The 25,310-nt window shown below is 74.5% G+C and carries 22 protein-coding genes; 4 read left to right on the top strand and 18 right to left on the bottom strand.

Going from position 1 to position 25,310, the window contains the following annotated elements:
• Window positions 1-360 precede the first annotated feature (360 nt).
• Window positions 361-1,029: a maleylpyruvate isomerase N-terminal domain-containing protein gene (locus ABZ914_RS20635; RefSeq protein WP_500194859.1), complete on the top strand. Its 669-nt coding sequence runs from the start codon at window positions 361-363 to the stop codon at window positions 1,027-1,029.
• Window positions 1,030-1,048: 19 nt separating this feature from the next.
• On the opposite strand, the gene ABZ914_RS20630 is transcribed toward ABZ914_RS20635, so the two are convergent.
• The 3 genes from ABZ914_RS20630 to ABZ914_RS20620 all read right to left on the bottom strand — a co-directional run bounded on the left by ABZ914_RS20630 (window position 1,049) and on the right by ABZ914_RS20620 (window position 3,033).
• The gene (locus tag ABZ914_RS20630) at window positions 1,049-1,705 is read right to left on the bottom strand and encodes an NADPH-dependent F420 reductase (RefSeq protein ID WP_500194857.1); all 657 of its coding nucleotides are present in this window, start codon (window positions 1,703-1,705) and stop codon (window positions 1,049-1,051) included.
• A gap of 67 nt (window positions 1,706-1,772) precedes the next feature.
• The gene (locus ABZ914_RS20625) at window positions 1,773-2,117 is read right to left on the bottom strand and encodes a winged helix-turn-helix transcriptional regulator (protein ID WP_387021004.1); all 345 of its coding nucleotides are present in this window, start codon (window positions 2,115-2,117) and stop codon (window positions 1,773-1,775) included.
• A gap of 10 nt (window positions 2,118-2,127) precedes the next feature.
• The gene (locus ABZ914_RS20620; protein ID WP_433240031.1) at window positions 2,128-3,033 is read right to left on the bottom strand and encodes a LysR family transcriptional regulator; all 906 of its coding nucleotides are present in this window, start codon (window positions 3,031-3,033) and stop codon (window positions 2,128-2,130) included.
• A gap of 71 nt (window positions 3,034-3,104) precedes the next feature.
• On the opposite strand from ABZ914_RS20620, the gene ABZ914_RS20615 reads away from it, so the two are divergent.
• Window positions 3,105-4,124: a YeiH family protein gene (locus tag ABZ914_RS20615; protein ID WP_500194855.1), complete on the top strand. Its 1,020-nt coding sequence runs from the start codon at window positions 3,105-3,107 to the stop codon at window positions 4,122-4,124.
• Window positions 4,125-4,145: 21 nt separating this feature from the next.
• Here ABZ914_RS20615 and ABZ914_RS20610 read toward each other — a convergent pair whose 3' ends face one another.
• The 7 genes from ABZ914_RS20610 to ABZ914_RS20580 all read right to left on the bottom strand — a co-directional run bounded on the left by ABZ914_RS20610 (window position 4,146) and on the right by ABZ914_RS20580 (window position 13,240).
• Window positions 4,146-5,231 (bottom strand): DUF5937 family protein, encoded by a 1,086-nt coding sequence (locus ABZ914_RS20610; RefSeq protein WP_500194853.1) that lies wholly within the window; start codon window positions 5,229-5,231, stop codon window positions 4,146-4,148.
• Between the two features lie 10 nt (window positions 5,232-5,241).
• The gene (locus ABZ914_RS20605) at window positions 5,242-7,194 is read right to left on the bottom strand and encodes a CocE/NonD family hydrolase (RefSeq protein ID WP_500194851.1); all 1,953 of its coding nucleotides are present in this window, start codon (window positions 7,192-7,194) and stop codon (window positions 5,242-5,244) included.
• A complete protein-coding gene (locus ABZ914_RS20600) occupies window positions 7,191-8,078 on the bottom strand; it encodes a substrate-binding periplasmic protein (RefSeq protein WP_433141141.1) in 888 nt (295 codons plus the stop codon). Before ABZ914_RS20600 ends, ABZ914_RS20605 begins: the two co-directional genes overlap by 4 nt.
• A 28-nt stretch (window positions 8,079-8,106) precedes the next feature.
• Window positions 8,107-8,856: an amino acid ABC transporter ATP-binding protein gene (locus ABZ914_RS20595; RefSeq protein ID WP_194737493.1), complete on the bottom strand. Its 750-nt coding sequence runs from the start codon at window positions 8,854-8,856 to the stop codon at window positions 8,107-8,109.
• On the bottom strand, window positions 8,853-9,680 hold the full coding sequence (locus ABZ914_RS20590) for an amino acid ABC transporter permease (RefSeq protein WP_500194849.1): 828 nt from the start codon (window positions 9,678-9,680) through the stop codon (window positions 8,853-8,855). The genes ABZ914_RS20595 and ABZ914_RS20590 overlap by 4 nt, the downstream gene beginning before the upstream one ends.
• A 366-nt stretch (window positions 9,681-10,046) precedes the next feature.
• Complete coding sequence (locus ABZ914_RS20585) at window positions 10,047-11,252, bottom strand: serine hydrolase domain-containing protein (protein ID WP_500194847.1); 1,206 nt, start codon at window positions 11,250-11,252, stop codon at window positions 10,047-10,049.
• A 104-nt stretch (window positions 11,253-11,356) separates the two neighbouring features.
• Window positions 11,357-13,240 (bottom strand): ABC transporter ATP-binding protein, encoded by a 1,884-nt coding sequence (locus ABZ914_RS20580; protein ID WP_500194845.1) that lies wholly within the window; start codon window positions 13,238-13,240, stop codon window positions 11,357-11,359.
• Between the two features lie 159 nt (window positions 13,241-13,399).
• Between ABZ914_RS20580 and ABZ914_RS20575 the strand changes: the two genes are divergently transcribed.
• A complete protein-coding gene (locus tag ABZ914_RS20575) occupies window positions 13,400-14,629 on the top strand; it encodes an aminotransferase class V-fold PLP-dependent enzyme (RefSeq protein WP_500194843.1) in 1,230 nt (409 codons plus the stop codon).
• Between the two features lie 33 nt (window positions 14,630-14,662).
• Here ABZ914_RS20575 and ABZ914_RS20570 read toward each other — a convergent pair whose 3' ends face one another.
• The 3 genes from ABZ914_RS20570 to ABZ914_RS20560 all read right to left on the bottom strand — a co-directional run bounded on the left by ABZ914_RS20570 (window position 14,663) and on the right by ABZ914_RS20560 (window position 16,810).
• Window positions 14,663-15,082 carry a CBS domain-containing protein gene (locus ABZ914_RS20570; RefSeq protein WP_190864829.1) on the bottom strand — a complete coding sequence of 140 codons (420 nt, stop codon included), beginning with the start codon at window positions 15,080-15,082 and terminating at the stop codon, window positions 14,663-14,665.
• Window positions 15,083-15,164: 82 nt separating this feature from the next.
• A complete protein-coding gene (locus tag ABZ914_RS20565; protein ID WP_500194841.1) occupies window positions 15,165-16,226 on the bottom strand; it encodes an LCP family protein in 1,062 nt (353 codons plus the stop codon).
• 2 nt (window positions 16,227-16,228) lie between these two features.
• Window positions 16,229-16,810 carry an RNA polymerase sigma factor gene (locus ABZ914_RS20560; RefSeq protein WP_500194840.1) on the bottom strand — a complete coding sequence of 194 codons (582 nt, stop codon included), beginning with the start codon at window positions 16,808-16,810 and terminating at the stop codon, window positions 16,229-16,231.
• Window positions 16,811-17,064: 254 nt separating this feature from the next.
• On the opposite strand from ABZ914_RS20560, the gene ABZ914_RS20555 reads away from it, so the two are divergent.
• Complete coding sequence (locus ABZ914_RS20555; protein WP_500194838.1) at window positions 17,065-19,443, top strand: D-alanyl-D-alanine carboxypeptidase family protein; 2,379 nt, start codon at window positions 17,065-17,067, stop codon at window positions 19,441-19,443.
• Here the strand turns inward: ABZ914_RS20555 and ABZ914_RS20550 are convergent.
• The 5 genes from ABZ914_RS20550 to ABZ914_RS20530 form a co-directional block, all read right to left on the bottom strand.
• Window positions 19,440-20,867 (bottom strand): pyridoxal phosphate-dependent decarboxylase family protein, encoded by a 1,428-nt coding sequence (locus ABZ914_RS20550; protein ID WP_500194836.1) that lies wholly within the window; start codon window positions 20,865-20,867, stop codon window positions 19,440-19,442. The two genes, ABZ914_RS20555 and ABZ914_RS20550, sit on opposite strands and share 4 nt — an antisense overlap.
• Window positions 20,857-22,218 carry an MFS transporter gene (locus ABZ914_RS20545; RefSeq protein ID WP_500194833.1) on the bottom strand — a complete coding sequence of 454 codons (1,362 nt, stop codon included), beginning with the start codon at window positions 22,216-22,218 and terminating at the stop codon, window positions 20,857-20,859. Before ABZ914_RS20545 ends, ABZ914_RS20550 begins: the two co-directional genes overlap by 11 nt.
• The gene (locus ABZ914_RS20540; RefSeq protein ID WP_500194832.1) at window positions 22,215-22,820 is read right to left on the bottom strand and encodes a TetR/AcrR family transcriptional regulator; all 606 of its coding nucleotides are present in this window, start codon (window positions 22,818-22,820) and stop codon (window positions 22,215-22,217) included. The genes ABZ914_RS20545 and ABZ914_RS20540 overlap by 4 nt, the downstream gene beginning before the upstream one ends.
• A 126-nt stretch (window positions 22,821-22,946) precedes the next feature.
• Window positions 22,947-24,296 (bottom strand): PucR family transcriptional regulator, encoded by a 1,350-nt coding sequence (locus tag ABZ914_RS20535; protein WP_500194830.1) that lies wholly within the window; start codon window positions 24,294-24,296, stop codon window positions 22,947-22,949.
• A 127-nt stretch (window positions 24,297-24,423) separates the two neighbouring features.
• Complete coding sequence (locus tag ABZ914_RS20530; protein ID WP_433240065.1) at window positions 24,424-25,053, bottom strand: LysE family translocator; 630 nt, start codon at window positions 25,051-25,053, stop codon at window positions 24,424-24,426.
• Between the last annotated feature and the right edge of the window lie 257 nt (window positions 25,054-25,310).

The raw sequence follows: 25,310 nt of genomic DNA, 5'->3' as shown, positions 1-25,310 counted from the left end.
GAAGGCGCCCTTGACTTTGGAGGGGCGGCCCCGTACGCAAGCGCCACCCCACCACCCGAACACCCTTTCTCCCCATTGAGGGAACACCCCCACTGCCCCATCTCTCGTTCACCCCCACTTCCCCACCCCACTGGCCCGCCCCATCGACCATCGCCCATCGCCTATCGCAAGGACAACCTTCGACACCGCTCGAACTCAAAATGGAGCGCCCCGTGCCACGCTTCTCGAAGAGCATCCGAACACACTCCTAATGGGCGCACGAACGGGCCGCTCGTCAGCAAATGAACACTTCATTCCATAGCCCCCGCCCCACAGTTAAAGGGTTGGTCGGGACGGGCGTGAGGGGTTAGCGTGCGGTGGGTGGATCTCTTCGAACGGTCGTGGACGGCGCTGCTCGCGGCGGTCGCGGGGCTTTCCGACGAGGACTTCGAGCGGCCGTCGGGCTGCGCCGGGTGGCTCGTCCGGGACCTCGCGTGCCATCTGGTCATCGACGCCCAGGACGTCCTGATCACCCTGGTCACGCCCGCCGTGACGGAGCCGACCGCGGACGCGGTGTCCTACTGGGACGTCGGCGACGAGCCTCCGACCGGTGACGACCCGCTCGACGCGCTGATCCCGCGGCTCGCCGCCGCGTACGGCGAGCCGCGGTGGCTGAAGTTCCACCTCGACGACGTCGGGTCGGCGGCGGGGCGCGCGGCGGGGCGCGCGGCGGGGCTCGCCGACCGCACCGCGCGGGTGAGCACGCAGGGGAAGGTGCTGACGGTCGGGGACTTCCTGTCCGCATACGTCCTCGAATGGACGCTGCATCACCTCGACCTGGTCGCGCATCTGCCGTCCGTCGCGGGACCCTCGGCGGAGGCGCTCGCGGCGGCGCGGGCGTTGCTGGAGGGGATCGCCGGGGCGGCGTTCCCCGGCTCGTTCTCCGACGCGGACGCGCTGCTGGTCGGTACGGGGCGGCGGGCGGCGAGCGGGGCGGAGGAGGCGGCGCTGGGCGGTCTGGCCGCGCGGGTCCCGCTCATCCTCGGCTGAGCGGCGGGCGGCCGCCGGCTCAGCGCGAGGTGAACGCCTCGGTGGTGCGGCCGGGGCTGACGAAGGCGAAGACGGAGTGCGGGTCGTAGCCGGAGAACAGCAGCCGGATGATCACGATGGCCATCGCCTCCAGGTTGCGGGCCTGGCGGAGGTCGCCCGCGTCCAGGGGCTCGGCGCCGAGGTCGGTGATCAGGGTGCGGGCGGCGGCCTTGCCCTCTTCGGCTCCCGCGTACGGGACGGCGAGGGGGCGGCCGTCGAAGGCGGGCGGGGTCATCGCCCACACGGACGCTTGGGCCTGGTTGAAGGCCTTGACGACGTGGGCGCCGGGCGCGAGGCGGGCGATCTCCTCGGCCATGGACGTGCCGTCCTTGTAGGTGACCTGCGAGAAGTCGGTGACGTCGACGGCGTTGCCGCAGTCGATCACCGGCTTGCCGGCGAGGGCGCCGCCGGTGGCGGCGATGGTCTCCTCCAGTCCTTCGCGGCGGACGGCGACGAGGACGGCGTCGCCGAACTCGGCGGCCTCGCGGAGGGTGCCGGCGCGGGCGCCGACGCGTGCGGCGAGGGCGGCGGCCTTCTCGGGGCTGCGGCCGCCGATCAGCACGTCGTGTCCGGCGCGGACCCAGCCCGCGGCGAGGGATTCGGTCATCATTCCCGCGCCGAGCACACCGATCTTCATGATTCCTCCCAGAGTCCTTTCGGGGTCTGCGAAGGAATGTAGGAGGCCGTGGGGAACCGGGTGGTTCCTAGGCCGGGCGGGCGGCGAGCAGCGCGTCGGTGTTCTCCTCCGCCCAGCGGGACAGGGCGCAGACGGGGACGAGGAGGCTGCGTCCGAGGTCGGTGAGGCGGTACTCGGTGCCGGGCGGGGCGGTGCGCAGTTCGCGGCGCTCGACGAGGCCGTTGTCGGCGAGGCGGCGCAGCGTCTGGGTGAGCATCTTGTTGCTGATCCCGCCGATCTTCCCGCGCAGCTCGCCGTACCGGGCGGGGCCGCGGCCGAGGGCGGTGATCACGACCACGGACCACGTGTCGGAGATCAGCGCGAGGGTGGTGCGGGCGGGACAGTCGGCGAGGAACACGTCGTAGGCGACCACGTCCGGCAGGCTACGCCTTCGCGGGGCGGCGGGCGCGGGCGAGGAGCGCGGCGGCGGGGCCGGTGGGGTCGGCGCCGGTCCGCCACACGGCGCGCAGGGACCGTTCCACCGCCATCCCGGCGATCTCGACCTCGGTGAGGGTGCCGGCGGCGAGGTCGGCGGCGACGACGAGCTCGCTGATCAGGGCGGGTCCGGCGCCGGCGACGACCGCGTTGCGCACGGCGGTGCTCGATCCGAGTTCCAGCAGCGGCGGGACGGGCTCCAGGCCGTGCGCGGCGAACGCCTGCGCGGCGGCCTGCCGGGTGCCGGAGCCCGCCTCCCGGGTGATCAGCGGGGTGCCGGCGACCTCCGCCGGGTCGACGGGGCGGCGGCGCCGCGTCCAGCGGTGGCCGGGCGGGGCGACGAGGACGAGCCGGTCCCCCGCGACGGCGCGGGAGCGGAGCCCGGACGGGCGGCCGGGCGACTCGATGAAGCCGAGGTCGATCTCGCCGTGCCGGGCCAGTTCGCAGACCCGCGAGGAGTTGGTGACCTGGAGGCCGACGTGCAGGCCGGGGTCGGCGCGGCGGAGGTCGCCGATCCAGGCGGGCAGCAGGTACTCGGCGACGGTGAGGCTGGCCGCGACGGACAGCTGCGCGGTGCGGGCGCGGTGCAGCGCGGCGGCGCCGTCGGTGAGGGCGGTGAGGTCGTCGAGGACGCGGCGGGCCCATCCGGTGACCAGGGTGCCGTCGGCGGTGAGGGCGGAGCCGCGGCGGGTGCGGTCGAGGAGGCGCAGCCCGAGCCGGCGCTCCAGCCGGGACAGCCGCTTGCTGGCCGAGGGCTGGCTGATGCCGAGCTCGGCGGCCGCGGCGGTGAGGCTGCCCTGGTCGGCGACGTGCACGAGCAGCTGGAGCGATTCCAGGTCCGGGGGTTGTGCCATGCCCCCAGGTTATGACGTGAGGTCGGATCGCCCGCTTCCGGCGCGGTCCCGGGTCCCCGAGGGTCGGATGCATGAGCACAACGGTGGAGGCGGTGCGGCCGGAGCGGGTCCGGTCGTGGACGAGGCGGACGGGGCCGGGGGTCGCGGTGGCGGCGGCGGGCGCGGCGGCGGCGATGGTGATCAACGGGTGGGTGCCGGCGCTGAGCGCGCTGACGGTGGCGGTGCTGCTCGGCGTGCTGGTCGGCGGCGCGCTGCCCGAGGCGGCCGCGTGCGGGCTGCAGTGGGCGACGCGCAGGTTCCTGCGGATCGGTGTCGTGCTGCTGGGCCTGCAGCTCAGCGTGGGCGAGGTGCTGCGGCTCGGGCCGGGCATGCTGGCGGTGGTGCTGGTCACGGTCCTGGCGGGGTTCGCGGGGACGCTGGCGCTCGGCCGGCTGGTCGGGGTGCCGAAGGGGCTGGCGCTGATGGTGGCGACGGGCTTCTCGATCTGCGGGGCGTCGGCGATCGTGGCGATGGACAGCGTCGCGCGCAGCCGGAAGGAGGACGTCGCGACGGGCGTGACGCTCGTGACGATCTACGGCAGCGCGGCGATCGCGGTCGTCCCGTTCCTCGGGACGCACGTGTTCGGGCTGAGCCCCGAGACGCTCGGCATGTGGGCGGGGCTGAGCGTGCACGAGGTCGCGCAGGTCGTGGCGGCCGCGTCCCCGGCCGGTGCGGCCGCGGTCGGGACGGCGGTGATCGTGAAGCTGACCCGGGTCGTGCTGCTCGCGCCGATGGTCGCGGGGATGGGCGTGGTCGAGCGGCGCGGCGGCGTCCGCGCGGAGGGGAAGCGCCCGCCGGTCGTGCCGCTGTTCGTCGTCGGGTTCCTGGTGATGCTGGCGCTGCGCAGCACCGGCCTGGTCCCCGGCCCGGTGCTGGCGGGCGCCAAGGACGTCTCGACGGTGCTGCTGGCCGCGGCGATGTTCGGTCTCGGGTCGGCGGTGCGCGTCCGGGAGCTGGTGCGGACGGGACGGCGCGGGCTCGTCCTCGGCGCCCTGTCGACGCTGCTGGTCGGCACGGTCGCGCTGACCGCGCTCACCCTGATCCCCCGCTGATCCCCCGCTGATCGCGGGCCGTCAGCGCATGACCGTGGTGAGCACGTCCGAGCCGAGCGACAGCAGGAGCTGCGCGTGCAGCCGGTGGTAGATCATCCGGCCCTCGCGGCGGGACGTGACGAGGCCGACCTCGCGCAGCCGCCGCAGATGCCGCGACACCTGCGGCTCGGAGATGCCCGTCCGCTGCGCCAGCTCCGACGTGGTGATCGGTTCGCCGAGCAGGTGCCGGCACATCTCGAACCGGCCCGGCTCGGAGATCGCGGCGAGCCGGTCGCGGATGAGGGACTGGCGGGCGGACGGGCGCTGCTCCCAGTCCCCGGCGATGAAGTGGACGACGAGCGGCAGCCCGTCGTCCCCCGTCTTGAGGATGAGGTGCGGCCAGCCGTGCAGGGTCGGGACGAGGAAGCAGCCGCGCTCGGCGACCTTGCCCGTCGCCGACTGGAGCTTGTCGTAGTGGACGCGCGCCGGCTGCTCGGTGCCGGTGGCGGTCGGGCTGACCGAGGTGAGCACGGTCAGCGGCGACTCCTTGCGCAGCTGCTCCCGGACGGGCGCGGCGGTGTCCTTCAGGCGCGGGCCGATGCGGCGCCATTCGGCGTCGAAGAACGCGGCGGCGCAGCGTTCGAGGGTGTCGGCGAGGCGGGACCGGAAGCCCTCCGGGTCCTCGACGAGGGCGCGGGCCAGCTCGCCGCGGGAGAACGAGCGGCGCTCGCTGGCCTTGACGAACGCGCGCCGCACCGCCTCGTCCCGCAGCTCGTACGCGCCCTCGAACGTCACCCCGCGGATCGCGAACGCCGCCAGCCGGGTGAACTCGTCGACGTCCAGCCGCGCGACGGTGTCCAGCTCGGCGGGCAGCTCGCGGTCGAGGGGCTTGCGCAGCGGCAGGAACAGCCGGCAGCGGTAGCGGGCCCACAGCGGCGCGAACCGGTTCAGCTCCTGGACGAGCGGCTCCGGCAGCGCCTCCCGGGTGCGGGCGAGCCATGCCCGCGACTCGGGATGGTGCTCGGGCTCGGCGAGGGTGTGCAGGCACGCCATCAGCTCCGCCAACGGGGACGTCCCGACCGCGAAGTGCGATGCCTGCGCCCCGTCCACGTCGAGCGTGACGACCATGGCCCGAATCCTAGCCGCGGCCCGGGCCGCGCCCGGACCCGTCGCCCAGGACGTGCACCGACAGCCACGACGGGTGCTCCGGCGACAGGTGCACCTCGTTGACGGCCACCACGCGCCGTCGCGACGCCGCCTCCGAGCCGCCGGTGTTCGGGTTGACGTCGAAGCGCGGGAAGTTGCTCGACGACACGTCCAGCCGGATGCGGTGGCCCCGGGCGAACAGGTTCGCGGTGTCGGGCGCCGTCACGGTGATCTCGTAGACGGTCCCGGGCCGCATCGGCTCCGGGCTCGTGAACGAGTTCCGGTACCGGCAGCGCAGGATCCCGTCGGTGAGGTTCATCGCGTAGCCGTTGGGATAGTCGGCGTTCGGCGGGTGGACGTCGATGAGCCGGACGGTGAAGTCGGTGTCCGGCGCGCTCGACGCCACCGACAGCCGCACCCGGACGGGGCCGGCGATCGCGACGTCCTCCTCCAGCGGCTCGGTCTGGAAGACCAGCACGTCGGGGCGGGCCGCGAGCGGCAGGTGCGGTGGTTCGCAGCCGAACGTGTCGTCGGTCGGGCACTGGTCGAACGCGCCGCCGCGCATGACGGGCTCGCCCGAGGTGATCTGGCCGCCGATCGTCGGGACCGGGTTCGCCGGGTCGAAGTCGTACTCGAGCCGGTCGTCGGCGCCGTCCCGTGGAAGGGCCTCGGTGAGGGAGCCGTCCTGCCGCAGGTACAGCCGGACGGCGGTCGCCTCCTGCGGCGGCCAGGTCGCGGCGGTGCGCCACTCCCCGCCGTGGTCGAGCCGCCCCTCGGCGGTGCGGCGGCCGCTGCCGCCGCCCATCAGGAAGTACTGGACGCGCGGGAAGTCCTCCGCCGCCGCGCCATCGCCGGACGGGGCGTCGCCAGCCGGGGCGTCGCCGCCGAGGTGGCGGGCGAACCAGCGGGCCCGGAACTCCCAGTAGTCGGGGGCGAGGTTGCCGTCCAGGACGGCGCGGGGCCCGAAGTCCACGTCGCCGGAGTGCCGGACGCTGCGGGCGCCGTGCGTCCACGGCCCGACGACCAGGTACGCCGGGCTGGACTTGGCCTCGGTCAGCGCCCGGAAGTTCTCCACGGCGGTCAGGACGTACGGGTCGTACCAGCTGACCATGTGCAGGCTCGGCACGTCCGGGAACCGGTCGTAGGAGCCGCGCCCGAACAGCCCGAGGCGCTGCCAGAACTCGCCGAACGCGCCGTGCTCCCACTGTTCGAGCAGGTACTCCTCGTACTCGGGGACGGCGCGCAGCGGGGACGCGCCGCGCCGCCACGGCATCGCGCGGAACCAGGCGGGCAGGTCCTGCGACTGCAGCGACGCCCGGACGACGGGGTCGCGGTGCGCGGCGGGGCTGTTCAGCGCGTGCCGGTACGCCCACGTCGCCTGCTTCAGTTCGAACGCGCCGCCCATCCGGATGCCCGCCTCGTACGCGCTGGCGAACCCGCCGGAGTCGACGAACATGGCGGCGAGGGGGCGCGGCGACAGCGCGGCCAGCGCGGTCTGCACGTGCGCGGAGTACGACACCCCGGTGGTGGCGACGCGGCCGTCGCACCAGGGCTGCGCGCCGATCCACTCGACGGTGTCGTAGCCGTCCTCGGCCTCGCCGAGGTACTTCACGAACCGGCCCTCGGAGTCGCCCCGCCCGCGGCAGTCCTGGCGGACGACGTTGTACCCGCGCGCGACGAAGAGCGCCGCCGACCGGTCCGGGAACACCGGCTCGCCGTGCCGGTCCAGGCCGTCGGACTCGCGTCGCGCCCGCCGCCCGTAGGGGGTGCGTTCCAGCAGGACGGGGCGCGCCTCCAGCGCGCGGCCGGGACTGTACAGGTCCGCCACCAGGACGGTGCCGTCGCGCATGGCCGTGCGCACGACGCGCCGCCACACCGACCCGCCGTCCGGCAGCGTGATCTCCTCCGCCTCCTCGGCGACGGCCCCCGATTCCATCACCGTCATGAAGCGGAACCACCCTGCCCGGTCTCGCCGCCCTGCCCGTTCCCGCCGCCCTGGCCGACCTGCGCGCCGAGCGCGGGCCAGATCTTCACCAGCTCCGGACGCGGCGCCTCGACGAACCACTTCTTGTAGATCCGCAGGAAGGTGCCGTCCTGCACCATCGCGCCGAGCTGGCCGTCGACGGCCTGCTGGAACTTGGTGTTCTTCTTCTGGACCGCCATCGCGGTCGGGTGGTCGACCGGCGCCGACACGGCGGGCTTGAGGGCGCTGTACTTCTTCAGGTACGCGTCGGCGTCGGGGCCGCCGACGACGAACGCGTCCAGGTTGCCGGACAGCAGCTGGGAGACCGCCGAGTTCTGGTTCTGGAACTGGACCTGCTTGGCGCCCGGCATCTTCGACTTGACGAACTCCTGCTGGACGGCACCGGTGATGTCGCCGACCCGCTTGCCGGAGAAGTCGTTCAGCGTCGTGGCCGTGGACTCCTTGCGGGTCAGGACGGTGGTGGTGCTCCAGTAGACGCCCTTGGTGAAGGACACCTGCTTCTGGCGCTCGGCGGTGACGCCGAGGCCGCTCGCGGCCAGGTCGTACTGGCCGGACGAGAGGCCCTGCAGCGCCGCCGGGACCGCGCTGGCCTTGTACTCCACCTTCAGCTTCAGCCGCTTGGCGACCTCGTCGGTGAGGTCGACGATGAAGCCCTGCGGCTTGCCGCCCTTGTCGGCGGTCGCGAACGGGGGCTGGTCGGTGGAGACGGCCGCGAGGACGGTGCCGGCCTCCTCCAGCCCGTACGGGTCGTCCTTGCCGGAGCCGCCGCCGCAGCCGGCGAGCGTCAGGGCCGCCGCGGCGACCACGCCGCCCGCCGCGAAGCGGACGCTGAGGGCCTTGTTCATGTGCTGTCCTGCCTATTCGTGAGGGGGGTCAGAGCACCTTGGAGAGGAACTCGCGGAAGCGGGGGCCGGACGGGGCGTCGAGCACGGCGCGGGCCTCGCCCTCCTCCGCGATCACGCCGTCGTCCATGAACATCACGCGGTCGGCGGCCTCGCGGGCGAACCCGATCTCGTGCGTGACGACGACCATGGTCATCCCGCTCGCGGCCAGTTCCCGCATGACCGCGAGGACGTCGCCGACCAGCTCCGGGTCGAGCGCGGAGGTCGCCTCGTCGAAGAGCATCACCTCGGGGCGCATCGCGAGGCTCCGGGCGATCGCGACGCGCTGCTGCTGCCCGCCGGACAGGTTCCCGGGCCGCTGCCGGGCCAGCCGCCCGAGCCCGAGCCGGGCCAGCTGCGCGCGCCCGATCTCCTCGGCCTCCGCCTTGCCCATCCCGAGGACGTGCCGCGGCGCGAGCGTGACGTTGTCCAGCACGTTCAGGTGCCCGAAAAGGTTGAAGTGCTGGAACACCATGCCGATCTTGGCGCGGGCGGCGTCCACGTCCACCTTGGGGTCGGTGAGGGCCGTCCCGGAGACGACCACGCTGCCGGACGTCGGCCGCTCCAGCAGGTTCAGGCATTTCAGCATCGTCGACTTGCCGGATCCGGACCGGCCCAGCACGCACAGCACCTCGCTCTGCGCGACGTCGAAGCTCACCCCGCGCAGGATCTCGGTGTCGCCGTAGGACTTGCGCAGATCCCGGACGCTGATCACCGTCTGCGTCCGCGTCGCCGTCGTCATGCCCGCTCCTTCACACCGTTCGCCGCGGGACCCGCGGTCGGCTCGCCCGTGACCGGATCGCCCGCGAGACCGGCGGCGCCGGTCCCGTCCTCCTGGATGAGGTCGGCCGCCGCCCGCCGCGCGCCGCGCCCGCCCCCTTCGCGCATCCGCCGGTCCAGCCAGTTGACGAGGTACGTCAGCGGGATGGTGATGACGAGGTAGCAGAGACCGGCCGCGACCAGCGCCGACGCGTTGTAGCTCGCGGCCTGCCGCTCCTGCGCGATGAAGTACAGCTCCCGCTGGCCGACGCCGAGGCCGAGCAGGTAGACCAGCGAGCTCTCCTTGATGTCGACGATGAACTGCCCGGCGAGGGCGGGCAGCACGTTCCGGATCCCCTGCGGGACCACGACCAGCCGCATCGTCTTCAGGTACGACATCCCGAGGCTGCGCCCGGCCTGCAGCTGCCCGGGCGGTACCGCCTGGATGCCGGACCGGAAGATCTCCGCGCAGTACGCGGCGGAGATCAGCCCGACCGCGATCACCGCGTAGCCGAGCGGGTTGCGACCGAACGGCCGGACGCCCGCCGCGGGGAGCCCGAGGCCGATCAGGCTGACCGTCACGATGGCGGGCAGCCCGCGGAAGACGTCCACGTAGAGCCGGGCGGGCAGCCGCACCAGCCGCCGGCGCGACAGCAGCAGCACCGCCAGCAGCACGCCGACGACCAGGCCGAACAGGATGGCCAGCACCGCGATCAGCAGCGTGTTGCGCAGCCCTTCGGTCAGCAGCGTCGGGAGTGCGCCACGGATCTCCGACCAGTCGAAGAACGTATGCAGGAAGTCGCTCACACTCGCTCCGATCTCACGGCGTCCACCGGCGGTCCGGCGCACCGGCCGGCCGCCCGGCGGCCCTCGGCCGACCCCGCGTCCACCGCGGACGGGCGTCGCCGGTGCGCTCACACTAGGCGCAGGGTAGGCGACTGAACAGGATCATTGCGCCAACGCGTTAATCATTGGCCGCACCCTCACATCGGGGCGCGGCGGAGGCGGGGAGGTGAACGGAGAGGGGAGCGACGAGGCGAACGGCGAGGTGAACGGCGAAGGGACCGGCCGTCGCCGGCCCGTGGTCGGGCGGTGAACGGCCGGTCCCTGAAGGGCCGGTTGCTGGAGGGCGCGGTTGCTGGAGGGCGCGGTCGCTGGAGGGCGCGGTGCGCTCTAGTCGTCGATGGCGGCGTAGGCGGTGGTCCAGAAGTCCTGGAAGTGGTGCGGGGGCTCCGGAGAGGTCATGGCGCGCTGGGTGAAGACGATGCCGATCATGTCCTCGCCGGGGTCGGCGTAGGCGGACGTGCCGAGCCCGCCCGTCCAGCCGAACCGGCCGGGGCGGACGAACAGGTCCTCGCGGCGGCCGTCGACGGCGAGGCCGAACCCCCAGCCGCCCGAGCCGAGGAACACCCCGTTGCCCGCCTTCTGCTCCGGCGTCAGCCGGTCGGTGGTCATCAGCTCGACGGACGGGCGCGACAGCAGCCGCCGGCCCGGGTACCGGCCGCCGTCCAGGAGCATCCGCAGGAACGCGCAGTGGTCGTCGACGGTGGACAGCAGGCCGGGGCCGCCGCTGCCGGCGGGGAAGACCGGCGGGCGGTCGTAGGCGCCGTCGCGCGGGTCGGGGCGGCGGACGAGCGCCCCGGTGGCGGGGTCGGCGGTGTAGGACGCGGCGATCCGGCCCGCCTGCTCGGCGGGCACGGTGAAGCCGGTGTCGCGCATCCCGAGCGGCTCGAAGATCCGTTCGCGGAGGAACTCCTCGAACGGGCGCCCGGTGGCGCGGGCGATCAGCACGCCGGCCACGTCGGCGCCGGTGTTGTAGAGCCAGCCGGCGCCCGGCTGGTGCGCCAGCGGCAGCGCGCCGAGCCGCTTCAGCCACTCGTCGGGGCCGCAGGGCGGGCCGTCCGGGCCGTTGTCGACGCCGGTGTCGAGCATCGCCCGCATGATCGGGGGCGGGCCCTGCGGGGTGAACGTGACGCCGTAGCCGAGCGTGAACGTGAGCGCGTCCCGCAGGGTGATCGGCCGTTCGGCGGGGACGGTGTCGTCGAGCGGGCCGTCGAGGCGGCGCAGGACGCGCCGGTCGGCGAGCTCGGGGAGCAGGTGGTGCAGCGGGTCGTCCAGGCGGAGCCGGCACTCCTCGACCAGGATCATCGCGGCGGCGGCGGTGACCGCCTTGGTGAGCGACGCGATCCGGAAGAGGGTGTCGCGCCGCATGGGGGCGTCGCCGCCGGCTTCGAGGGCGCCCGCCTCGATCACGTGCGTGCGCCCGCGCCGGTGGACGAGCGCGACGAGCCCGGGCAGGTCGCCGCGGTCGACGAAGCCGGTCATCACCCGGCGCATCCGGTCCAGCCCCGCTGGGGACAGCCCGCCGTTGTCGCTCATCGTCGCTCCTCGTGGTCGGCTCTTGCGGGTATGACCGTCCTGCGGCCGGTAACTCATCGGCCCTGGACCGCCACGGACCCGGGCGACGGGGGCATGCGACGGGGTCAGGCGACGGGTTCCAGCGGCGGGCGGGTGTCGAACTGCGTCTCGTACAGGTCGGCGTAGCGGCCGCCGGCGGCGAGGAGCTCGTCGTGCGTGCCGCGCTCGACGATCCGGCCCTCCTCGACGACCAGGATCTGGTCGGCGGCGCGGACGGTGGACAGCCGGTGCGCGATCACCACGGCGGTGCGGCCGTCGAGCGCCTCGGCCAGCGCCTCCTGGACGGCGGCCTCGGACGTGGAGTCCAGGTGGGCGGTCGCCTCGTCGAGGATGACGACGCGCTGCCGCGCCAGCAGCAGGCGGGCGATGGTGAGCCGCTGCCGCTCGCCGCCCGACAGCCGGTAGCCGCGCTCGCCGACGATCGTGTCGAGACCGTCAGGCAGCCCCTCGATCAGGGCGTCGAGGCGGGCGCGGCGCAGCACGTCCCACAGCTCGTCCTCGGTCGCCTCGGGGCGGGCCAGCAGCAGGTTGTCGCGGATCGACTCGTGGAACAGGTGGCCGTCCTGCGTGACCATCCCGAGCGTCGCGCGGATCGAGGCGAACGACAGGTCGCGGACGTCCACGCCGCCGAGCCGGACGGTGCCGGAGTCGGCGTCGTACAGGCGCGGCAGCAGCTGCGCGATCGTGGACTTGCCGGCGCCGGACGAGCCGACGAGCGCGATCATCTGCCCGGGCTCGGCGCGGAACGACACGTCGTGCAGGACGTCGACGCCGCCGCGGGTGTCGAGCGTCGCGACCTCTTCGAGGGAGGCGAGGGAGACCTTGTCGGCGGCGGGGTAGGCGAACGTGACGCCGTCGAACTCGACCGCGACGGGGCCGTCCGGGACGGTGCGCGGCTCGGGCTTCTCGGCGACGAGCGGGCGCAGGTCGAGCACCTCGAAGACGCGCTCGAAGCTGACGAGCGCGCTCATCACCTCGACGCGGGAGCTGGCGAGCGCGGTCAGCGGCGCGTACAGCCGGGTGAGCAGCAGCGCGAGGGAGACGACGGCGCCGGCGTCGAGGTGGCCGCGCAGCGACATCCAGCCGCCGAGGCCGTAGACCAGCGCGAGGGCGAGGGCGGACACCATGGTCAGCGCGGTGATGAACACGTGCTGCACCATCGCGGTGCGGACGCCGATGTCGCGGACGCGGCGGGCGCGCGCGGCGAACTCGGCGGACTCGCGGTCCGGCCGGCCGAACAGCTTGACCAGGGTGGCGCCGGGCGCGGAGAACCGCTCGGTCATCTGGGTGCTCATCGCGGCGTCGTGCCGGGCCGCCTCGCGCTCCAGCCCGGCGAGGCGGGTGCCCATCCGGCGGGCGGGCAGGACGAAGACCGGCAGGAGCAGCAGCGCCAGCAGCGTCACCTGCCAGGAGATGCCGACCATGACGGCGAACGTCAGCAGCAGCGTCACGAGGTTGCTGACCACGCCGGACAGCGTGTCGCTGAACGCGCGCTGCGCGCCGATCACGTCGTTGTTGAGCCGGCTGACCAGCGCGCCGGTGCGGGTCCGGGTGAAGAACGCGACCGGCATCCGCTGGACGTGGTCGAAGACGGCGGTGCGCAGGTCGAGGATGAGGCCCTCGCCGATGCGGGCGGACAGCCACCGGTTGGCGAGGCCGAGCCCGCCCTCGGCGACGGCCAGCACCGCGATCAGCACGGCCAGCCCGACCACGGTGGACGCGGCGGACCGGTCGACGATCGCGTTCACCACCCGTCCGGCGAGCACCGGGGTGGCGACGGCGAGCACCGCCATTACGACGCTGAACAGCAGGAACGCGAACAGCGGCCGGCGGTGGGGGCGGGCGAAGGCGGCGATCCGGCGCAGCGTCGCCTTCGAGAACGGCCGGCGGTCGTCCTGGGCGTTCATGGCGTGGTGCAGTGACATCCACGCGGTGACTTCCATGTCCATGCGGGCGGTCCTCGGTCGTCGTCGGCTCGGGAGCCCCATCCTGGAACCTCAACTAATGTTGAGGTCAAGTCGGCGGCGAGCGCCATCGTCGCGCGCGGGTACGACAATCCGGCGTTGATCACCGATAATCCGAATGATCGGCAACGGAGGGGACGCAACGTGGGGACCGACACCGGCACGGCCAACGGCACCGGCACCGCGGAAGGCACCGGTACCGGGAAAGGCACCGGCATCGACGTCGGGAAGGCGCGGGCGGACACGCCGGGATGCGCGCGGGTGGCGCACCTGAACAACGCGGGCGCGGCGCTGCCGCCCGCGCCCGTGATCGAGGCGGTCGCGGAGCACTTCGCGCTGGAGACGACGATCGGCGGCTACGAGGCGGCGGAACTGAGGGCGGACGCCGTCGAGCACTTCTACGACGCGGTCGCCGGGCTGATCGGCGCGCGCGCGGACGAGATCGCCTACGTGGAGAACGCGACGCGCGCCTGGGACCTGGCCTTCTACGCGATCCCGTTCGCGGAGGGCGACCGCATCCTCACCACCACCAGCGAGTACTCCAGCAACGCGATCGCCTACCAGCAGGTCGCGGCGGCCAAGGGCGCGCGCGTGGAGGTGATCCCCGACGACGCGAACGGCACCCTGGCCCTGGACGCGCTGGAGGCGGAACTGGCCAAGGGCGGCGTCCGGCTGGTCTCGCTCAACCACATCCCGACCTACAACGGGCTGGTCAACCCGGCCGCGGAGGTCGGGCGGCTGTGCCGCGAGCACGGCGTCCTCTACCTGCTGGACGCGTGCCAGTCCGTCGGGCACCTCGCGGTGGACGTCGCCGAGATCGGCTGCGACATGCTGTCCGGGACGGGCCGCAAGTACCTGCGCGGGCCGCGCGGCACCGGCTTCCTGTACGTCCGGCGGGAGATCGCCCGGACGCTGGAGCCGCCGTTCCTCGACCTGACCGCCGCCGAGTGGAGGGCGCCCGACGGCTACGAGATCCGGGACGACGCGCGCCGCTTCGAGACCTGGGAGCGGTACGTCGCCGGGCAGATCGGGCTCGCCGTCGCCGCCGACTACGCGTCCGCGCTCGGCGCCGCCGCCATCGAGGAGCGCGTCGTCGGCCTGGCCGCGGCACTGCGGCGGATGCTGGACGACCGGCCCGGGATCACGGTCCTCGACCGGGGCGAGCGCCCGTCCGGGATCGTCACCTTCACCGTGGACGGCCACGACGCCGCCGCGGTCAAGGCGGCGGCGCGGGAGCGGGACGTCAACGTCAGCGTGGCCCAGCCGAGGACGCACGGGTACGACCCGCACGGCCTCGACGCGGCCGTGCGGGCGTCCGTGCACTACTACAACACCGAAGAGGACCTGGACCGCCTGATCGCGGCCCTCCCCTAGTCCCCCGGCGGGCCGTCAGAACATGCGCGGCCGTCAGAAGGTGGAGCGGGCCGCGCTGATGTCGGCGAGCGCCGAGGCGGAGTCCTTCTCGATCGCCAGGTCGCCGATGGACACGATGCCGACGGGGCGCCCGTCCTCCAGGACGGGCAGCCGCCGCACGGCCCGCTCCCGCATGATCTGCGCGGCCTTGTCCAGCGAGTCGTCCGGCCCGATCGTCGCGGTGACGTTGCTGGCGAGCCCGCCGATCGTGGCCTGGGCGGGGTCGCCGCCGGCGGCGAGCCCGCGGATCACCAGGTCGCGGTCGGTGACCAGGCCGAGCAGGTCGTCGCCCTCGGCGACCAGCACCGCGCCGATGTCCTCGTCGCGCATCGCCCGCGCCACCGTGACGATGTCGAGTTCCGGGGACACCGACGTCGGGGAACCGGTCATGATGTCGCGGATCTTCCTGGCCATTGCACACACCCCTCGAGGCTCGTGATCGTACTGCTGGGAGCATTGGGACGATTGCGGCTCTACCCGACAAAGCGGCGGCCACTCATCGGGGCCGGACCGACGGTCCCGAGGGGCTCTCCTCCCCCCTGAACGGCGCGAACACCGTCCGCGCGCCCGCCGGAACCCACGCCAGCCGGCTCGGATCGCCTGGCGCGGGACGCACCGGAACCGTCGCGTAGTGGACCCGCCCGGGGTCCAGGTCCTTCAGGCTCCTGGCGAGCGACTCCATCGCCTTCAGATCGAGGCTCGGGGACGTCTTCACCGACCCTGCCGCCGCCGCGAGGAACCGCGCGAACCGCACCGGATTCCTCAGCTGCTCGCCGTGCGCCGCGCCCAGCAGAGCGGCCATGAACCTCTGCTGCCGCCGGACCCGCGCGAGATCCGACCCGTCGTCGAGGCCCCACCGGGCCCGCACGACGTCCAGCGCCCGCTCCCCGTCCAGGCGGTGCCGCCCCGGCGGCACCAGCACCCGCCCCGACGGGTCCGTGATCGCCTTCGGCAGGGTGTACTCGACCCCGCCGAGCGCGTCCACCATCGCCTTGAACCCGGAGAACTCGATCACGATCGTGCTGTCGATCCGGACGGACGCCGCGTGCTCGACGGCCTTCCCCACGCACGAGGCGCCGCCGTCGGAGTAGACCGCGCCGATCGCGGCGCGACGCGCCGGGAGCGTCCGTCCCCCGGGCCCCTTGCACGCCGGGACGTCCATCAGCGAGTCCCGGGGGATGCTCACCACCGTCCCGGCCTTGCGGTCGGCGGGCAGGTGCACCATCACCACCGTGTCCGCCCGCGCCGGGCCTCCCGCCCGGCGGTCAGACCCCAGCACGAGGACGTTCACCGCCTTCCCCGTGAACGCGGACGAGTCCGACGCGACCGGCCGCGCGCCGCGCCCGTGCAGCAACAACGCCGGCACCAGGATCGCCGCCGCCGTCACCGCCGCGACCGCCGCCACCACGCCGATCAGCGTCCAGCGCCCCCCGGCCGGCCGGAACCGGCGGCGGCCGCGCGCCGAGTCCAGCAGCCGCCCCCGCTGCCGCGCCAGCGCCGGCGGCGGCTCGTCCCCCAGCTCGCGCCCGAGGTCGCGGAGCAGTTCCAGGTCGTCCACGGTCACTCCTCCTCGTCCATCGGGTTGGTGTCGCCGAGCGCCGCGCGCACCTTGCGCCGCGCCCGGTTCAGGCGGGACCGGACCGTGCCGACCGGTATCCCGAGGGCCCGCGCCACCTCCTCGTACGCCAGGTCGCCCCACGCCACGAGCAGCAGCACGTCCAGGTCCCGGCGCGGCAGCCCGGCCAGCGCCTCGGCGAGCGCGGGACGCGACGCCCACGCCGTCACCCCGGCCGCGACCCGATCCGCCGGGCCCTCGACCGGCCCGTCCACGGGGCTGCGGCGCAGCGCCCGGTACCGGGCCGCCTCCGACCGGTGGTGCCGCGCGACCAGCTTCGTCGCGATCCCGAACAGCCACGGCCGCGCGTCCGGCTGCGCGAGGTCGTAGCGGTGCCGCTTGCCGAACGCGGCCAGGAACGTCTCTCCGACGACGTCCTCGGCGGCCTCCGGTCCCAGCCGGCGCGACACGTACCGGTAGAGCATCGCGGAGTAGCGGTCGAACAGCGCTGCGAACGCCTCGGGATCATCGAACGACCGCCCGATCAGATCGGCGTCGCGCGCCGGGACCCTCGGCGGCGCGGTCATCTCGGACACCATGGCATGCGGACCGGCCTTCTCGTCGGGAACATCGTCAGCGGTGTATCTCCGCAACCCCGCCGCCGGGTTCACGGGGCGCGCCGGGCCCCGCGGACGGGCCCGCCGGACCGGCGAAGATCACTGATGCGTAACGGTCCGAACCTCGTCGCTAAAGTGGACATCTTTCTATGTGCACGGGGGATCCACGGCGAAGGACCACCCCCGTCCGCATCCGTGATCACCGAGCTTGAGGGGGCAGGCCCGTGAACGACGTCCCGCAGGAGCCGGAGCCCGCCGAGCGCCCGGAGGACGCCGAACACGAGCCGGGCCGGACGGCCACCGCCGAGTTCCGCATCCCGGCGCCCGCCCCGGCGAAGAACGCCTCGCTGACCAGGCCCGACATCCGGCGCCCGGCCCGGCCCGCCGAGGCCGCGCCGCCCGCGGCGGACGACCCCGAACCGTCCGGCGAGGCGCCCGATGAGGCGTCCGCGGGCGAGGAGGCGGACACGTCCGCCCCGCCGGAGGACGAAGCCGCCGAGGAGACGCCCGAGCAGGACGCAGAGCAGGACGCGGAGCCGGAGGCGGACGCGGAGCCTGAAGACGCGGAGCCGGAGGCGGACGCGGCGGAAGAGCGTCCCGAGGAACCGCTGGAACCCGCCGAGGCTCAGGAAGAAGAGCCCGAGGCGGACGCCGCGCAGGCCGAACCGGAGGAGGCCGTCGAGCCGGCCGAAGCCGCGCCGGGCGCGGGCACCGCCCATGACCGGAGCGCGCCTTCCGCGCCGCCGGAGGACGCCGGGCCCGCGCAGGATCCTGAAGACGAGCCGGCGCCGAGCGCCGAACCGCCCGAGGCCGAAGAGCCGGAAGCGTCCTGGGACGACGAACCCGACGAGCCGGAAGCGTCCTGGGAGGACGAACCCGGCGAGCCGGACGCGCCCGAGGCGGCCGGGGAGAGCGCGGCGCCGGGCGCGGAGGAGCACGAGCGGCCCGTTCCGCCGCAGCGCTCCGAGGCGGCGCCCCGGCCGGAGCCGCCTGCGGAGCCACCGGTGGAGTCGCCTGCGGCGGTGACGCGGGTCGAGCGGCTGCCGGCTCCATGGCAGCTCCCCGCACCGGAAGCACCGGCGGCGCCGCCCGCGGAAGAACGGCAGGGCGGGCAGGGCGGACAGGGCTGGTTTGAGTCTCCGCGCCAGAGTCCCGGACCGGTGGTGTGGGATGCGCCGCGGCAGGCGCCCCCGGGCGAGTTCCGGCCCGAGTCCGTCCGGTGGGACGCAGCGCCCCAGAATGCGGCGCCCCAGAACGCGGCACCCCAGGGCGCGCCGCCACAGAACGCGGCACCCTACGCCGCTGCGGCGCAGGGAGCGGCGCCGCAGCGGCCCGTGCAGAGCGGGCCCTGGGAGGTCGCCGTACCGCAGGCGCCCGCTCCGGCCCCGCCCGCGGCCGAGACGGAGAAGCGTCCGAAGCGCCGGGGGCTGGTGATCGTCCTCGTCGCGGCGCTGGTGCTGGTCGTGGGAGTGGTGGCCGGGCAGCTGATCCGGCCCGTTCCGGATCCGACGGTGAAGCTGAGCCTGGCGTCCAGCCACGTGTTCCCGGGCGCGGCGCCCGCGCTGCCGTGGCCGGCGGTGGGCCAGTCGACGGTGTACGTGGACGGGCTGGGGACGATGGGGTCGTCCGGCGGGTCCGCGCCGACGCCGACGGCGAGCGTCGCGAAGGTGATGACGGCGTTCGTCTACCTGCGCGACCATCCGCTGGCGACGGGCCAGGCCGGGCCGGTGCTGGCGGTGTCGCCGCAGGGGGTGGCGGAGATCCCGGCGCGCAAGAAGCGCGGGGAGTCGCTGCTCGGCATCACGGCGGGGCAGCGGCTGACCGAGCGCAAGGCCCTGGAGGCGCTGCTGATCATCTCGGCGAACGACCTGGCCCACGAGCTGGCGCGCTGGGACTCGGGCGGCGACCAGCCGTTCGTCGCGAAGATGAACGCGGCGGCGCGGGAGCTCGGGATGACCGGCACCCGCTACACCGACCCGAGCGGCTACGACTCGGGGACGGTCAGCACCGCCGCGGACCAGGTGAAGCTGCTGCGGGCGGCGATGAAGGTGCCGGCGTTCACCGAGATCGTGAACCGGCGGGCGTACGTGCCGGACGACGGGAGCCCGGCGCGGCCGGGCGGCAACGTCCTGGTCGGGCAGTACGGGGTGGTCGGCGGGAAGACCGGCTACACCGACGCGGCCGGCGGGAACTACGTGTTCGCCGCGCGCCGGAAGGTCGGCGGCGTGCCGACGCTGATCCTGGGCGCGGTGATGGCGCAGAAGTCGCCGAGCGCGCAGGGGGCCGTGGAGGCGGCCGGGCGGCTCATCCAGGCGGTGGAGGGCTCGATGACGGCCGCGACCCTGGCGCCGAAGGACGCCAGGGTCGGGACGGTCGACGACGGGCTCGGCGGGTCGACGCCGCTGCGCGCCGCGTCCCCGGTGACGGTCGTGGGGTGGCCGGGGCTGCGGGTGCCGGTCGGGATCCAGGGCGACCCGCCGCACCAGGGCGCCGCCGGCGAGCGGGTCGGCCAGGTGACGGCGGGCGCCGCGCGGGTGCCACTGGTGCTGGGGTCGTCGCTGGACGAGCCGTCGTACCTGAAGCGCCTGGTCCGGGTGAACTAGCCGGCGTAGAGGGCGGACAGGAACCGGACGAGGAGGGCCTCGCGGGTGGCGGGCGGCAGGCCGTTCAGCACGGTGTTGACGACCGCCATCTCCGGGCCGCCGCCGTCGAGGTCGACGCCGACGGCGGCGAGCAGGCCGGTGAAGCCCGCGTCGTCGAGGGAGTCGAGGTCGAGCCCGGCGAGGGCGTCCAGCAGGTCGGCCGGGACGTCGGGCGGTCCGGCCGAGCGGGCGGCCTTGGCGGCGTCGGCGAGCGCGGACAGCAGCGCGTCGACGTCGCTGACGCCGGTGAGGGTGAAGTGCAGGTTCGGCGGGATGCCCTGGTAGGCGAGCTGCGGCTGGAAGAACCAGCCGCGGGCGCGGGCCTCGTCGGCGATGGTGAAGACGTCGAGGGCGGGGTCGTCGGAGGCGACGGCGACGAGCGGGACGGCCGGGTCGCCGAGCACGCGCAGCCCCGGGATCCCGGCGACGCCCGCGATGAACCGTTCGGCGGTGTCCATGGCGGTCGCGGCGAGGTCGCGGTAGCCCTGCGCGCCGACCGCGTTCAGCGTGGCCCACGCGGCGCCGAGGGGGCCGGCGCTCTTGCTGCTCTGGACGCCGGCGTTGATGACCGTGTAGCCGGGCCATTCGGCGGACGCGAAGTAGGCGGCGCGGCGGACGGCCTCGTCCTTGAACAGCACGACGGACGCGCCCTTCGGCGCGTACCCGTACTTGTGCAGGTCGCAGGAGATGGACGTGACGCCGGGGACGGACAGGTCGAACGGCGGGACGGGGCGTCCGAGGTCGCGGAGCCACGGCAGCACCCAGCCGCCGACGCAGGCGTCCACATGGCACGGCACCCCGGCGGCCGCGGCGATGCCGGCGATCTCCTCGACCGGGTCCATGACGCCCTGCGGGTAGGACGGCGCGGACGCGACGACCAGGACGGTGTCGGGCGTGATCGCGGCGGCGACGGCGGACGGGTCGGCGCGGAAGCCGGCGTCCACCGGGATGTGGTCGTCGTCGAGGCCGAGGTAGTGCGCGGCCTTGTGGAACGCGGGGTGCGCGGTGGCCGGCAGGACGATCCGGGGGCGGCCGGCGACGGGCCGGGCGTCGCGGGCGCCCTTCACCGCCAGCATGATCGACTCGGTGCCGCCGCTGGTGAAGATGCCGGTGCCGCCGCCGAGCTCGGCCGCCACGGCGGACACGATCCGGCGCTCCAGCGCGACGATGCTGGGGAACGCGGTCGGGTCGAGGCAGTTGACCTCCAGCATCTCCTGGAAGGCGGTGGCGGCGAGGTCGTGCACGGCCTCGCGTCCGGTGTCGTAGACGTAGGCGGTGACGTGGCCGCCCCGCACGGGCAGGTCGGCCTCGCGGAGCCGGGCGAGCTCGGTGAGCAGGTCGGCGGCCGGACGGCCGTGCTCCGGCAGGACACGATCAGACGGCATGGGGCTGCGCTTCCTCGGTCGGTCGGTGGGCGGCGGCGAGCCGGCGGTAGGCCAGCAGGAGGGGGACGGCCAGCAGGAACAGCAGGGCCGGGACGAGGGAGAAGCCGGCGGTCAGCCCGGTGAGGGCGGTCCCGGTCTGGTGGACGGGCTCGTCGAGGTCGGACGACCGGAACGACGACACCGCCAGCACCAGCGCGAACACGCCGGGGCCGAGGGCGAGCGCGCCGGTCTCCGCGGCCGTCCACAGGCCGGTGAACGCGCCGGCCTGGGCCTGCCCGGTGCGTCCCTTGTCGGCGTGGACGGTCTCGGGCAGCAGCGACAGCGGGAACAGCTGGACGGCGGCGTAGCAGACGCCGGTCAGCGCGGCGAGGAGCAGCACGCCGGGCCGCGACCCGGCGGAGATCGCCGGGTAGGACGCGAAGCCGGTGACGGAGAACATCGCGAGGGCCGTGACGTAGCAGGGGACGATCCCGTACCGGGCGGACATCTTCCGCCACAGCGGGACGGCGAACGCGCTCGGCCCGACCATGCAGACGAACATCGCGGAGGTGAGCCCGTAGTCGTCCAGCCGGTAGGTCGCGACGTACGGGGCGCCCGCCAGCATGATCGCGACGGCGAGGGTGTGCGCGACGTAGCCGCCGAGCAGCGCGAAGAACGGGCGGTTGCCGCGCGCGGCGCGCAGCGCGGCGGCGAGGCCGAGCGGTCGCGGGCCCGGCGTGGACGGGATCCACCGGTTGGCCAGCGCGCTGGTGATCATCGCGGCGCCCATGACGGTCCCGATCACGGCGCCCATCAGGGCGTATCCGCCGCGTCCTCCCCCGGCTGCGTCCGACAGGGCGGGCGCGACGCCGCCGGCGACGAGGATGCCGACGGTCAGGCACACGACGCGCCACGCCATCGCCCGGCCGCGCTCGGACGGCAGGTCGGAGATCTCGGCGGGCAGCGCCACGTACGGCACCTGGAAGCACGCGAACGCGCTCGCGGCCAGCAGGAACATCACCGCGGCCCAGCCGGCGCCGAAGCCGGGCGAGTCCACCGGGACGGCGAACATGGCGGCGAACAGGAACGGCAGCGTCGCGCCGCCGATCAGCAGCAGCCGGGTGCGGCGGCCCGTCCGGACGGCCTCGCGGTCGCTGGCGGCGCCGACGACCGGGTTCAGCAGGACGTCCCATGCCTTCGGGACGACCAGGACCGCGCCGGCGATCGCGGCCGACACCCCGAGGACGTCGGTCAGGTAGTACAGCAGGAGCAGGCCGGGGACGGCGGAGAACACGCCGGTGCCGACGGACCCGACGCCGTAGCCGAGGAGCCGCCGCCGCGGCAGCGCCGCGGTCGCGGCCGGCGCGGTCACAGCGCCGCCCGGGCGTCGAGGTCCAGTCCCGCGAGGACAAGCCGGTGCAGGTTGGCGCGGAACCGGGCGAGCGCGGCGGGGTCCTCCATGCCGTGCCGGAGGCCGTCGCCGCGCAGCACGCCGCCTTGCGCGAAGCCGTGGGTGCACCAGATGACGGTCCAGGCGACGTACTCGACGTCGACGTCCTCGCCGACGACGTCGCCGACCGCGCGGACGACCGCGTCCATCAGCGGCTTGACGTACCGGTGCTCGATGTCCGCGATGTCGGAGGCGTCCGACAGCCAGCGGTGCATCCACAGGGCGGGGATCTCCGGGTGGGCGGCGCAGAAGTCGATGTAGCGGTCGACGAGGGCGAGGATCCCGGCCGCGTCGGGGGTGAGGCCGGCGAGGGCGTCCTCAAGGGCGGCGCGTTCGGCCTGGTGGGCGCGTTCCATCACGGCGAGGTAGAGGTCGCGCTTGCCGCCGGTGTGGTAGGCGACGGTGGCGATGTTGAGCCCGGCCGCCTCGGCGATCAGGCGGGTGGACGTGCCGTCGTAGCCGTGTTCGGCGAACAGCCGGGTCGCGACGTCGAGAATGCGCTCCCGGCCGGAGTCGCTGGTCATGGGCAGCACCGTAGGGGCCCACGCGGCTCTTGGTCAATCGCTTGATGGAAAACGCGGCCGCGAGATCATCCGAGGAGCGCGGTGCGGGCCGGTGGCGCGGTGGCCCGGCGGGGCCATCCGGCGGTGCTATTCGGCGGGGGCGGTGTCCTGGTCGCGGCGGCGCGGGCCGTCCAGCGGGATCACGTCCGCGCCCTGCCGGCCGTCCTGCGGGCCCGAGAGCCAGACGGTCAGCACCATCTCCATCTCCAGCCGCGTCTCCGGGTCGTACAGCCGCTCCCCGAACAGCTCCTCCAGCTGGTGCAGCCGGTACCGGACGGTCTGCGGGTGGACGTGCAGCCGGCTCGCGACCTCGGTGGCGTTGAACCCGTTCTGCAGGCAGGACAGCAGCGTCCGCATGAGCCGCTCGCGGTGCCGGGGCCGGACGGTCTTCAGCGGCGCGAGCCGCAGGTCCGCGACGGCGCGCACCAGCTCCTCGTCCTTGAACACCACCAGCGCCGGCATGTGGTCGGCGCAGCGGATCAGCCGGTCGGACGCCAGGATGCCGCGGCGGGCGAGCGGCAGCGCCTCGCGGGCCCAGCGCAGCGACTTGGCGGCGTCCTCGGTGCGGACGGTCGGGCCGAGCGCGGCGACCCAGTTGCGCAGCGCCGACTCCAGCATCCGGCCGCGCCCAGGGCCCTCCGGGTCCGGGACGAGCAGGCACGGCTCGCGCCGGTTGACGTCGGCGAGGACGTCCGGCGGCAGCGACGGGTGCGAGAACGGCTGCTGCCCCCGCTCGTACAGCACGACCGCCGCGACCGTCCGGGGCACGCGCCACTGCGCGAGGCGGGCGAGGTCGGCGACGGCCTGCGGCGCGGCGGGCGGCTCGGCGAGCAGCATGTCGAGCAGCCGGCGGCGGCGGTGCTCCAGCTCGCCGGCCTCCTGCTCGCGGGCCTTGGTGTACCCCTCGGTGGCGGCGCGGGCGATCTCGTCGAGGAACGCGAAGATCGCCTCGGCGATGCTGGCGAGGGTGCGGCGGGAGATGTTGTACCGCTCCGACTCCGACGCGAGCCGCCGCCACGCGACGCGGGCGCCGAGCCGCAGCGAGGTCTGCAGGATGTCGAGGTTGCGGCCCTCGCGGGCCTCCGCCCAGCCGATCTCCCGGTACACGGCGGCGACCGCCTCCCAGGAGCTCCCCGGGTCCATGATCAGGTCGACGAACTGCCGCAGCGCGCCCTCCACGGCGAGCCGGACGAGCCGCGCGTACTCCTCGTCCTGCGGCCGCGAGTACTCCGGGATCCCGGCGAGGATCTCCTCGATCATCTCCTCGGCGAGGGCCTCCAGGTGCGGCCGGAACATCTCCGACAGCTCGCTGGGCACCCCCGCCCACGGCTTCAGCGGCGAGCGGCCGTCCCCGCCCCGGGCGGACGCCCCGCCGGGGCCGCCGGTCCCCCCGGCCGCCCCGGACCCGCCGGCGAAAGCCTCCAGGCTCGTCGTCACCTTCGCACCTCCCGCCCCCGATGGGTCCTTCCGGAAGTTACCGAGCCGGCGGGCGGCGGGCTGCGCGATCGGGCACGCATTGCGGGCGGGCGCTTGTAAGCCGACTGACAAACCGTTCATCGAAAACCTAGGCCCGGCGGCCGCCCGGCCCGGCGAGCAGGGCGGCGGCGCCGAGGCCGAGGTAGATGAGGCCGGTGGCGTACCGCTGCCGGCGGCGGAACCCGGGGCGGGCCCGCAGCCGGCCGCCGAGGACCCCGGCGGCGACCGCGTAGACCAGGTCGGCGGTCAGCCCGATCAGCGCGGTGGCCAGGCCCATCACCACGATCTGCAGCGGGACCGCGCCGGCCCGCTGGTCGACGAACTGCGGCAGGAACGCCAGGAAGAACAGCACGACCTTCGGGTTCAGCACGTTCACCAGGACGCCGTCGAGGTAGACGCGGCGCAGCGGCCGCGGTTCGAGGAGCGGCGCGTCCTGGCCGCCGCGGGCGCGGAGCGTCCGCCAGGCGAGGAAGACCAGGTAGGCGGCGCCCGCGTAGCGCAGGAACCCGAACGCGGTGGCGGACGCGGCGACGAGGGCGGACAGCCCGGCCGCGGCGGCGGCGATGTGCACCAGCGTCCCGGACTCGACGCCGAGCGCGGACGCGACGCCCGCGCGCCGCCCCTCCCCGATGCTGCGAGCGGTGATGTACAGGTGGTTGGGCCCAGGGATCGCGACGAGGACGAGCGCGGTGAGCAGGAAGAGCGGTGGGTTCGTCACCCGTCGAACGCTACGAGCCCGGTGGTCCCCGCCACAGAGCCAATGGGACGCGCAGAAAAAGGACCAATATGCCGCCGCCCGAGTCGAGCCGACGCCGCGGCCAAGCGGCCGCCGCGGTCAGGCCGTCACAGCGGGGCAGGCGGCCGCGGTGGTCAGGCCGTCACAGCGGGGCAGGCGGGCGCGGTGGTCAGGCGGGCGCGGTGGTCAGGCGGGCGCGGTGGTCAGGCGGGCGCGGTGGGCGGGCGGGCGCGGGGGTC

Source organism: Spirillospora sp. NPDC046719 (assembly GCF_040645715.1).
Taxonomy (GTDB): domain Bacteria; phylum Actinomycetota; class Actinomycetes; order Streptosporangiales; family Streptosporangiaceae; genus Spirillospora.
The sequence above is the reverse complement of the archived record's forward strand: the minus strand, read 5'-3'. Positions and strand labels throughout refer to the sequence as shown.